The organism is Streptomyces sp. SA15 (assembly GCF_002291145.1).
In the GTDB taxonomy this organism is placed as follows: domain Bacteria; phylum Actinomycetota; class Actinomycetes; order Streptomycetales; family Streptomycetaceae; genus Streptomyces.
Window position 1 is genome coordinate 1 of sequence record NZ_NTGE01000182.1, and the last position, 10308, is coordinate 10308.

General features: G+C 71.3%; 7 protein-coding genes and 1 pseudogene. 6 read left to right on the plus strand and 2 right to left on the minus strand.

Annotation, left to right across the window (positions count from 1 at the left end):
- Together CLM62_RS39200 and CLM62_RS39205 are read right to left on the minus strand one after the other, a co-directional pair.
- Nucleotides 1–1245, minus strand: a 1245-nt coding sequence (locus CLM62_RS39200) for a serine hydrolase domain-containing protein (RefSeq protein ID WP_107483852.1), incomplete at its 3' end; no start/stop codon positions are given.
- A gap of 350 nt (nucleotides 1246–1595) precedes the next feature.
- Nucleotides 1596–1781, minus strand: coding sequence for a hypothetical protein (locus CLM62_RS39205; protein ID WP_095754656.1), 186 nt, complete (start codon nucleotides 1779–1781; stop codon nucleotides 1596–1598).
- Between the two features lie 246 nt (nucleotides 1782–2027).
- On the opposite strand from CLM62_RS39205, the gene CLM62_RS39210 reads away from it, so the two are divergent.
- From CLM62_RS39210 to CLM62_RS49545, 6 genes and pseudogenes are all read left to right on the plus strand, one after another.
- Nucleotides 2028–2951: an LLM class F420-dependent oxidoreductase gene (locus CLM62_RS39210; RefSeq protein ID WP_095754657.1), complete on the plus strand. Its 924-nt coding sequence runs from the start codon at nucleotides 2028–2030 to the stop codon at nucleotides 2949–2951.
- A 274-nt stretch (nucleotides 2952–3225) separates the two neighbouring features.
- Nucleotides 3226–4695, plus strand: a complete 1470-nt coding sequence (locus CLM62_RS39215; protein WP_095754658.1) for a 3' terminal RNA ribose 2'-O-methyltransferase Hen1 — start codon at nucleotides 3226–3228, stop codon at nucleotides 4693–4695.
- Nucleotides 4692–7231, plus strand: a pseudogene (locus CLM62_RS39220) (polynucleotide kinase-phosphatase). The gene CLM62_RS39215 and the pseudogene CLM62_RS39220 overlap by 4 nt, the downstream one beginning before the upstream one ends.
- Before the next feature lie 212 nt (nucleotides 7232–7443).
- Nucleotides 7444–9000 (plus strand): hypothetical protein, encoded by a 1557-nt coding sequence (locus CLM62_RS39225; RefSeq protein ID WP_095754659.1) that lies wholly within the window; start codon nucleotides 7444–7446, stop codon nucleotides 8998–9000.
- The gene (locus CLM62_RS39230) at nucleotides 8997–10091 is read left to right on the plus strand and encodes an AAA family ATPase (protein WP_095754660.1); all 1095 of its coding nucleotides are present in this window, start codon (nucleotides 8997–8999) and stop codon (nucleotides 10089–10091) included. Before CLM62_RS39225 ends, CLM62_RS39230 begins: the two co-directional genes overlap by 4 nt.
- 1 nt (nucleotide 10092) lies before the next feature.
- A partial coding sequence (locus CLM62_RS49545) for a hypothetical protein (RefSeq protein ID WP_143659229.1) occupies nucleotides 10093–10308 on the plus strand: 216 nt, incomplete at its 3' end.

Sequence of the window (10308 nt, forward strand, 5' to 3'; positions counted from 1 at the left end):
GACACCGGCGCACAGGGCGCGGTCCACGAGCCCGCGGACGGCCCGCTCGGCCGCGAGCAGCTGCTCGTCGCCGCCGCCGGTGCCGTTGGCGACGACGACGACCGAGCGGCGCCCGTCCGCGGTAAGGCCGGTGCGCACCGTGAACCCCTCCAGGTCCCCTCCGTGGCCCCAGCTGTCGCCGTCGCAGGTCAGCGGCTGCTGCATCAGTCCCAGGCCGTACCGCAGGCCGGGGAACCCCACTTGGAACCTCGCGCTGACGGGCACGGCCCCGCGCATCTCCGCGAGCTGGGCGGGAGGCAGCAGGCGCCCGCCGAGCAGGGCGGTGAAGAAGCGGTCCAGGTCGCGTTCGGTGCCGACGAGGGCAGCGCCCGCGTCCACCCGGGAGACGTTCCTGACCGTGGTGTCCGTCCACGTTGTCGAGCCGGGGAACAGGTGGTAATTGTGCGCGTGCGGCGGCTTCAGGTACGGGTCGTCGCCGGGGGCGTAGGTGCCGGTCAGGCCGAGCGGACGGATGATGCGGTCGCGCACCTCCTCGGCCCAGGGCCGCCCGGTGGCCTTCTCGATGATCATCCCTGCGAGGACGTAGCCGGGGTTGGAGTAGTTCCAGTCGGGCTCGGTGTCATCGGCCGGTGCGGGCGGGAAGTCCGGCCGGTGGCGCACCGCGCCGGCGACCAGCTGCTCGGGGTCGAAGTGGTCGAACCTCGTCCGCTCGAAATCGGCTGCCGTGTTCCCGGTGTCCTCCTCGGGGCCGTAGTTGTGGATGCCGCTGGTGTGCTGCAGGAGATTCCGGACGGTGATGAGGCTTCCGTCGTTGCCGTTGCCGCTCACCACACCCGGCAGCCAGCGTTCGACGGTGTCGTCCAGGGACAGGCGGCCCTCGGCGACGAGTTGCAGTACCACGGTGGCCACGAACGTCTTGGTGACGCTGCCGATCCTGAACTCTGCCCCGCGCGGCACAGGGCGGCCGGTGTGCAACTCGGCCTCACCCGCTCGGGCGTGCACCGTGCGGGCGCCGTCGCGCACCCGCACCGTGATGCCGACGAACCCGCCCTCCGCAAGGACGCGGGCCGTCTCGCGTTGGAGCTGCCGGGAGGTGAGCCGGCCGTTCGCGGTGGCCGCGGTGTCCGTGGACGCCGGGTGGGGGGCGGCCGCAGCACCGGGCACGAGGGCCGTGGACGCGACGGCGGCGGCGAGCACAACGGCGGTGGCAAGCCGGGCCCGCGAGGTCTTCACTGTTGCCTTCATGCCCTCACACTCTGCCGCGGCGGGCCGGCCGCGCCCATGGCGGCAGTCTCCGGAACGGGGTGGGGATACCTCCAGGGCCACATCACACGATCCGCCGGGCAGGGCCTGGTCGGGGGCTCACATGCGGGATTGCCCCGCTTCAGCACGCGGGTTCACTGTCCAGGATGCCCCCGACCGTCAGCGCACCTTCGACAGTCGCGCTCAGCCATGCTGCCAAGTTGATGCCCTGACGCCAGTGCTTGCCCTCATGCGTGCACCACATCAGCCCGGCGGGGTCCCTCTCGGCGGCAGCCTCGCAGCCCCCCATGGCAGGTCACTCCGGGGCGGTGAAACGGTGAGCCGGTCAGTGCTCAGATCTCAGTCGTGAACTCGTCCGACCTGGGGTGGCTGTCCTTCGCATCCGAGGGAGAAAGACCCGCTTCGATCAAGGCATCGGAGAGATCCGCATTCAACGCCGCCATCAGCTCCTCCATCTGCTGCAACAACCCCTTCGGCTGCCCAGCCCCCGCAGGGAGCGGCACGGTTTCTTCGGACATGGCGGCCTCCTAGGCCCAGGGCCCCCAGGGAGGCCGACGCGGCTGACGGTTACGCCCCGGCGACGACCGTCCGGTGCGGGCTCCGGACGCTCCGGCTCCGCCCGAGCCAACGATCATCACCGGAGCGGGTCACTGGCGAGACCACCCCCGCACATGACATTGACGGATTTTCACCCCGGCCGGGGACGGTCGTGACCGGAGGGACCGCTGCGGTTGACCGACGCGCCGGCGTGCAGGATGGAGGGCATGGATCTTCGCATCTTCACCGAGCCCCAGCAGGGCGCCACCTACGACACCCTCCTCTCCGTCGCCAAGGCCACCGAAGACCTCGGTTTCGACGCATTTTTCCGTTCTGACCATTACCTCAAGATGGGCTCCGTGGACGGCCTCCCCGGCCCCACCGACGCCTGGATCACCCTCGCCGGCCTCGCCCGCGAGACCCAGCGCATACGGCTCGGCACGCTGATGACCGCCGCCACCTTCCGGCTGCCCGGCGTGCTCGCCATCCAGGTCGCGCAGGTCGACCAGATGTCGGGCGGCCGGGTCGAACTGGGCCTGGGCACGGGTTGGTTCGAGGAGGAGCACACGGCGTACGGCATCCCCTTCCCGAAGGAGAAGTTCGCCCGCCTCGAGGAGCAGCTGGAGATCGTCACCGGCCTCTGGGCGACGGAGGTCGGCGAGACCTTCGACTTCCAGGGCACCTACTACGACCTCAAGGACTCGCCCGCGCTGCCCAAGCCCGCCCAGCAGAAGGTCCCCGTGCTCGTCGGCGGCCACGGCGCGACCCGCACCCCGCGTCTGGCCGCACGGTACGCCGATGAGTTCAACATGCCTTTCGGTTCGATCGAGGACAGCGAGCGCCAGTTCGGCCGGGTCCGCGCCGCCGCCGAGGAGGCCGGCCGCAAGGCGGACGACATCACCTACTCCAACGCCCTCGTCGTCTGCGTCGGCAAGGACGACCAGGAGGTCGCCCGCCGCGCCGCCGCGATCGGCCGCGAAGTCCCGGAGCTGAAGGACAACGGCCTGGCCGGCACCCCGGCCGAGGTCGTCGACAGGATCGGCCGCTACGCCGAGATCGGCTGCGAGCGGCTCTACCTCCAGATCCTCGATCTCTCGGACCTGGACCACCTGGAGCTGATCTCGTCGCAGGTGCGGTCGCAGGTGTCGTAGGCCGGCCGTGGGTGCGGGGAGGTCACTGAGACAGGCCTGTGGCCGGACCTGTGGCCTCCATCACCGCCGTAGCGATCCGGGAGCTGATGGGGTGGCCCGATGCGAAGAGCCACTCCCTTACTCCCGGTCCTCTACTCCCGGTCCTATACTCCCGGTCCTCTACAACGGCGAGCGAAAAACCCTGAGTGGGCCCGCGGACATTCCCTGTAGGTTGTCAGGGCGCGCTGCCCAGCACGTATCCCCAGTTCAGACGGCCCTTCGAGGTTTACCCACAGTGTTCCTCACGATCCGTACCACCGGCACCCCCGAACGCCCCGCCACCGACCTCGGCTACCTGCTGCACAAGCATCCCGAGAAGGCGCAGGCGTTCTCCACGTCCTACGGCAAGGCGCACGTCCTCTACCCGGAGGCGGACGCCGAGCGCTGCACCGCGGCGCTGCTGCTGGAGGTCGACGCGGTGGCACTGGTCCGGCGCGGCAAGGGCAAGGGGCGTGGCGGCGCCCCGGACGCGGCTCTCGCGCAGTACGTCAACGACCGCCCGTATGCCGCCTCCTCGCTGCTCGCCGTGGCGCTGAGCGGCGTCTTCTCCAGCGCGATGCGCGGTGTGTGCGCCGCCCGGCCCGAGCGCGCCGCCCAGCCGCTGCCGCTGCGCATCGAGGTGCCCGCGCTGCCCGCCCGGGGCGGGCCGGATCTCGTACGACGCCTCTTCGAGCCGCTCGGCTGGACGGTGACCGCCGAGCCGGTGGCGCTGGACAGCGAGTTCCCGGAGTGGGGCGACTCGCGGTACGTGCGTCTCGTACTGGAATCCGAGGCATTGACCCTCGCCGAAGCCCTGCGCCACCTGTACGTCCTGCTCCCGGTCCTCGACGACGCCAAGCACTACTGGGTGGCGTCGGACGAGGTCGACAAGCTGCTGCGGGCCGGCGAGGGCTGGCTGCCCGACCACCCGGAGCAGCACCTGATCACCAACCGCTACCTGTCGCGCCGCTGGTCGCTGACCCGAGAGGCCCGGGAGCGCCTGGAACTGGTGCGGCTCGCCGAGGCCGACGACAGCGAGGTCGAGGAGATCGACAACGCCGTCGAGGCGGAGACCGAGGCCGAGGAGAAGCCGACCCCGCTCGCCGTGCAGCGCCGGGACGCGATCACCGCGGCGCTCCAGGAGTCCGGCGCCGCCCGCGTGCTCGACCTCGGCTGCGGGCAGGGCCAGCTGGTGCAGGCGCTGCTGAGGGACCCGCGGTTCACCGAGATCGTCGGCGTCGACGTGTCGATGCGGGCGCTCACCATCGCCTCCCGGCGCCTGAAGCTGGACCGCATGGGGGAGCGGCAGGCCTCGCGCGTCAAGCTCTTCCAGAGCTCGCTGGCCTACACCGACAACCGGCTCAAGGGGTACGACGCCGCCGTGCTGAGCGAGGTGATCGAGCACCTCGACCTGCCGCGGCTGCCCGCCCTGGAGTACGCGGTGTTCGGCGCGGCCCGCCCCCGGACCGTGCTCGTGACCACGCCCAACGTCGAGTACAACGTGCGCTGGGAGAGCCTCCCGGCCGGCCACGTCCGGCACGGCGACCACCGCTTCGAGTGGACGCGCGAGGAGTTCCGCACCTGGGCGGGCACGGTGGCCGAACGGCACGGGTACGGCGTGGAGTTCGTGCCCGTCGGGCCGGACGACCCCGAGGTGGGACCGCCCACGCAGATGGCGGTATTCGTGATCAGGAACGTCAACGAGAAGGAGGCGAAGGCAGCATGACGGTCACTCAGAAGGGGCGAGTCCTCCCCGTCACCGACCTGTCCCTCGTCGTCCTGATCGGTGCCTCCGGCTCGGGCAAGTCCACCTTCGCCCGCCGGCACTTCAAGTCGACCGAGGTGATCTCCTCCGACTTCTGCCGCGGCCTGGTCTCCGACGACGAGAACGACCAGAGCGCCACCCGGGACGCCTTCGACGTCCTGCACTACATCGCGGGCAAGCGCCTCGCCGCCGGTCGCCGCACGGTCGTCGACGCCACCAGCGTGCAGCAGGACGCCCGCCGGGCGCTGATCGACCTGGCCAAGCGGTACGACGTGCTGCCCATCGCCATCGTGCTCGACGTGCCCGAGGACGTGTGCGCCGAGCGCAACGCGTCCCGCATCGACCGGGCCGACATGCCGCGCCGGGTCATCCAGCGCCACACCCGCGAACTCAGGCGCTCACTCAGGCACCTGGAGCGCGAAGGCTTCCGCAAGGTACACGTCCTGCGGGGCGTCGAGGAGGTCGAGCACGCCACCGTCGTCACCGAGAAGCGCTTCAACGACCTGACCCATCTCACCGGCCCCTTCGACATCGTCGGCGACATCCACGGCTGCTCATTGGAACTGGAGGTGCTGCTCGGCAAGTTGGGCTATGTCGACGGCATCCACCCGGAGGGCCGTACGGCGGTCTTCGTCGGCGACCTCGTCGACCGCGGCCGGACAGCCCGGGCGTGCTGCGCCGCGTGATGTCGATGGTGAAGTCGGGCAACGCCCTGTGCGTCCCCGGCAACCACGAGAACAAGTACGGCCGCTACCTCAAGGGCCGCAAGGTCCAGCACACGCACGGCCTCGCCGAGACCATCGAGCAGATGGAGGGCGAGAGCGAGGAGTTCAAGCAGGAGATACGGGAGTTCATCGACGGACTCGTCAGCCACTACGTCCTCGACGGCGGCAGGCTCGTCGTCTGCCACGCCGGTCTGCCGGAGAAGTACCACGGCCGCACCTCCGGCCGGGTCCGCTCGCATGCCCTGTACGGCGACACCACCGGCGAGACGGACGAGTTCGGGCTGCCGGTGCGCTACCCGTGGGCGGAGGACTACCGAGGCCGGGCGGCCGTGGTGTACGGCCACACTCCGGTCCCGGACGCCACCTGGCTCAACAACACCATCTGCCTGGACACCGGCGCCGTCTTCGGCGGCAAGCTGACCGCGCTGCGCTGGCCGGAGCGCGAGCTGGTCGAGGTACCGGCGGAGCGGGTCTGGTACGAGCCGACGAAGCCGTTGCGGACCGAGGCGCCCGGCGGGCACGACGGGCGGCCGCTGGACCTCGCGGACGTGCACGGGCGTCGGGTCGTCGAGACCAGGCACCAGGGCCGCGTCTCGATCCGCGAGGAGAACGCGGCGGCGGCCCTGGAGGTCATGAGCCGCTTCGCGGTGGACCCGCGGCTGCTGCCGTACCTCCCGCCGACCATGGCACCGACGGCCACTTCGCACATCGACGGCTACTTGGAGCACCCGGCCGAGGCCTTCGCGCAGTACAAGGAGGACGGCGTCGCGCGGGTCGTGTGCGAGGAGAAGCACATGGGCTCGCGGGCGGTGGCGCTGGTCTGCCGGGACGCGGAGGCCGCCCGCAAGCGGTTCGGCGTGGACGGCCCCACCGGTTCGCTCTACACCCGCACCGGACGGCCCTTCTTCGACGACGGATCCGTCACCGAGGAGATCCTCGGCCGCCTCCGCACGGCGATCGACGAGGCCGGCCTGTGGCAGGAGCTCGACACTGACTGGCTGCTGCTCGACGCCGAGCTGATGCCATGGTCGCTGAAGGCCGCGGGCCTGCTGCGCAGTCAGTACGCGGCCGTGGGAGCCGCGTCCGGCGCGGTGTTCCCGGGTGCGCTGGCCGCCTTGGAGGGCGCGGCGGCGCGCGGCGTCGACGTGTCGGACCTGCTGGCCCGCCAGCGCGAGCGGGCCGACGCCGCCTCGGCGTTCACGGACGCATACCGGCGCTACTGCTGGACCACGGACGGCCTGGACGGCGTACGCCTGGCCCCCTTCCAGATCCTCGCCGTCCAGGGCCGCAGCCTCGCCGCCCTGCCGCACGACGAGCAGCTCGCGCTCCTCGACCGGCTGGTGGAGCACGACGGCACCGGCTTGCTCCAGACCACTCGTCGTCTGTACGTCGACACCGCCGACCCCGAGTCGGTACGGGCCGGCGTCGACTGGTGGCTGGAGATGACCGGCCGGGGCGGCGAGGGCATGGTCGTCAAGCCGATCGGGGCCGTGGTACGCGACGAGCAGGGGCGCCTGGTACAGCCCGGCATCAAATGCCGGGGCCGCGAGTACCTCCGGATCATCTACGGCCCGGAGTACACGCGTCCCGACAACCTCGCCCGCCTCCGCGGCCGGTTCCTCAACCACAAGCGCTCGCTCGCGATCCGCGAATACGCGCTCGGTCTGGAGGCGCTGGACCGGCTGGCGGAGGGCGAGCCGCTGTGGCGGGTGCACGAGGCCGTCTTCGGCGTGCTGGCGCTGGAGTCGGAACCGGTCGACCCGCGGCTGTAGACGGCCGTAGGGACCTGTGCCGCATGACCTGTGCCGTATGACCTGTGCCCGTAGGACCCTGTGAGGATCGATTTCCGGCCGAGTCTCCCAACACGGGGGCGCTCGGCCGGACTTAGCGCCTCCTGGTCCCACATGTCCCTGGTTAACCGCCAGTTGCCGTGCTAACTTCGCAGGTCGGTCAGGCAGGCATACCGGCTCATGGGGGACAGTCGGTGAAGACAGGCGCGGGGTGGGGCAAGCCCGAGGACGCTTCCGCGCGCCCGCGGGGACTTCGGCTGCTGGCGGATCTCACCGACGGCCTGTGCGATCTGAGCTGCACGGAGGACGCCCAGGCACGGGTCCAGTTCGCCGCGCTCCTCGCGGATCAGCTCGGCCGGCCGGTCGACGTACGCGGTGTCCGGCAACGCGAGGACGTGGCCGCCCTGGTGCGCGCGGCGCTGAACGTGGCGGGCGGGGAGCACGTACTCGTCGGAGTGGTCCGCATCCTCGAAGGAGCCCCGGCGGGCGACGAACTCGACCGGCTCATCGCCCCCGACCAAGCCCCGGCCCCCGCTCCCGCCACCGAATCCGAGACGCTGCTCGGCCCGCTCAGCCGCGACGACGAGAGCAGCGCACGCGCGGTCCTGGCCAAGGGCGAGCTGTCCGCGAGCCGGCTGCGGGACGACCTGGTCCAGGAGTTATCCGGCCCCGACCTGCCCCTCGGACTCAACCCGGAGCAGCTCTTCACGCACGTCCTGGAGTGGAACGCGCAACCGGACGGCCTGCCGCCCGCCGTCCTCCTCCTCGACCGCGCGGCCCGGCTCGCCGTCGCGCCCGGCCACCGCGCGGCCCTGTCCGGCTGGGTCGACGACTGGGCCCGGCGGGCCGGCCTGACCGCGGAGCTGAAGCGGCGCCGGGAGGCCCGCGCCGAAGTGGTGGACGACCCCGAGGTCCCGCGCTGTCTGATCGTCGCGGTAGAGCCGGCCCGGGACGGCACCGGCGAGATCGTCGTACGTCCCTGGCTCAACACCGTGCCCGGCCACTGGAATCCCCAGCCCGGCGAACCGTCCCTCACCACCCTGGACCAGCTCGGCACGGCCGTCGAACGCGCGCTCAGGCAGGGCGCCCGGCTCTGGTCCGCCCCGCGCGAGCCGGATCCGAGTGGACGCGTGCAGCCACCGCCGTACATCGAGTTCGTCCTGCCGTACGAGTTGCTCAACCACGATGTGGCGGGACTGACGTACCGGATCGGCGACGGACGCCCGTTGCCGCTCGGGCTGAAGTACGGGGTACACCTGCGCAGCCTGGAGCGGATGCGCAGCGACGACGCGCTGGTGAGGGAGCAGTGGCGGGAGCGTTGGCGCACACTGCGCAAGCACGGGGTCACGGTGCACGGCTGGAGTGAACCGGACAGTCGGCGGCCTCAGGCATGGCAGGCGGTGCTCGCCGGGGAGAACAGACATACGGCCGTGGTGCTGGACGCCCCGGCCGACCGCTTTGCCCTGGAGGCGCTCAAGGCCGCCATAGCGGAGGGGATCGGACTCGCGGTCTGGGACCGCAGAGGGGTTTTCGACGAGGAGCGCCGGGAGGTGGTGACCGCCGTGTTCGCCGCCGTGCCGACGCCTTCGCAGATCCCGACGGCCATTCACCGGCTGCGCCAGAACGCCGAGTTGCACACGCAGGGACCCAGCCGGTTCCTCGGCCGGAACATCGGCTTCTTCTGGGACGACCCCACTCGACTCGTTGACATCGACCCCGGCGATCTCGCCGGCGAGGAGGCACCGGCATGAGCGCGCACGAGCAGACGTCCCCGAACGGCTGGCGCGTCTTCCACGCCACGGGCCGCGCCCCGGCCGTCCCGCCCCGGCTGCCGGAGCCGCCGCCCTGGCGCCGGTTCCGCGGCGAGCCGCTGCAGCCCACGCCGCCGGACGACCCTCAGGCCGCGCAGCGCCGTCTGGGCCCCGGCGACATCACGCCCCAGCTCGGCCCGGACGAGATCGACATCGTCAACGCCGCGCTGCTGCTGCGCCGGCCCCTGCTGATCACCGGCCCGCCCGGGGTCGGCAAGTCGACCCTCGCCTACCTGATATCCCGGGAACTGGGCCTCGGCCGGGTCCTGGAGTGGAACATCGTCAGCCGTACGGCACTGCGCGACGGCCTGTACGTCCATGACGCCATGGGACGCGCCCAGGCCATCGCCGCCTGGCAGGCCGGCCTGAGGGACGCGGCGGCCCTGGAGACGGGCGACGAGGACCTCACCGAGGCGGCCGTCAACACCGGGCTCGCGTCAAGAGATCGTCAACTACCCCCGTTTCTCGGCGACTTCATCACGCTGGGGCCCCTCGGCACCGCCCTGCTGCCCTACGATCGTCCCCGTGTGCTTCTCGTCGACGAGCTCGACAAGAGCGACATCGACCTGCCGAACGACCTGTTGCACGTGCTGGAGAACGGAAGCTATGACGTCCCGGAGCTGGTGCGCGACGCCGCGGACACCGCGCGCGTCCACACCAGCGACCCCGGCGGCCACGCCCTGGTGCGGGGCGGGCGGGTCGAGTGCCGGGAGTTCCCGGTCGTGGTGATCACCAGCAACGGAGAACGTGAGTTTCCCGCCGCCTTCCGCCGCCGCTGCCTGCCGCTGGAGATGCGCACGCCCACCCGTGAGCAACTCCTGGCCATGGTGGAAGGACACCTCGGAACCCGGCCGCAGGGCACGGAAGACCTGGTGAACCTGTTCGTGCAGCGGGTCCAGGCCGGCGGCACCCACTCGCTCGACCAGCTACTCAACGCTGTCCAGATGACTACCGCGGGTGGTTTCCAGGCGGATGGTGACGGGCGTAAGCTCGTGGAAATGCTGCTCCGCGACCTCGCGAAGGGCCGCTGAATTGACCGGCTTTCCCAGGGAGCGCGCGTCCGGGCTCGGCGACGGAGATCCCGTATCGGGGTCGTCGCCTCCTTCGGCGTTCGCCGAATCCGTCGAGAATGCGCGAGAGCACGGAGCGACGCTCTCCGCCGCCCTGGAACCGGACGCACCGGCCCGCACCAGGCCGTACGCCGACGAGCAGTCCGCGCCGCGCTGGCAGGAGGTCGCCGACGCGGTC

Excerpts from the sequence above, each read along its gene's own strand:
- CLM62_RS39210 (WP_095754657.1), top strand. The coding sequence starts at position 2,028 with ATGGATCTTCGCATCTTCACCGAGCCCCAGCAGGGCGCCACCTACGAC.
- CLM62_RS39205 (WP_095754656.1), bottom strand. The coding sequence starts at position 1,781 with ATGTCCGAAGAAACCGTGCCGCTCCCTGCGGGGGCTGGGCAGCCGAAG.
- CLM62_RS39230 (WP_095754660.1), top strand. The coding sequence starts at position 8,997 with ATGAGCGCGCACGAGCAGACGTCCCCGAACGGCTGGCGCGTCTTCCAC.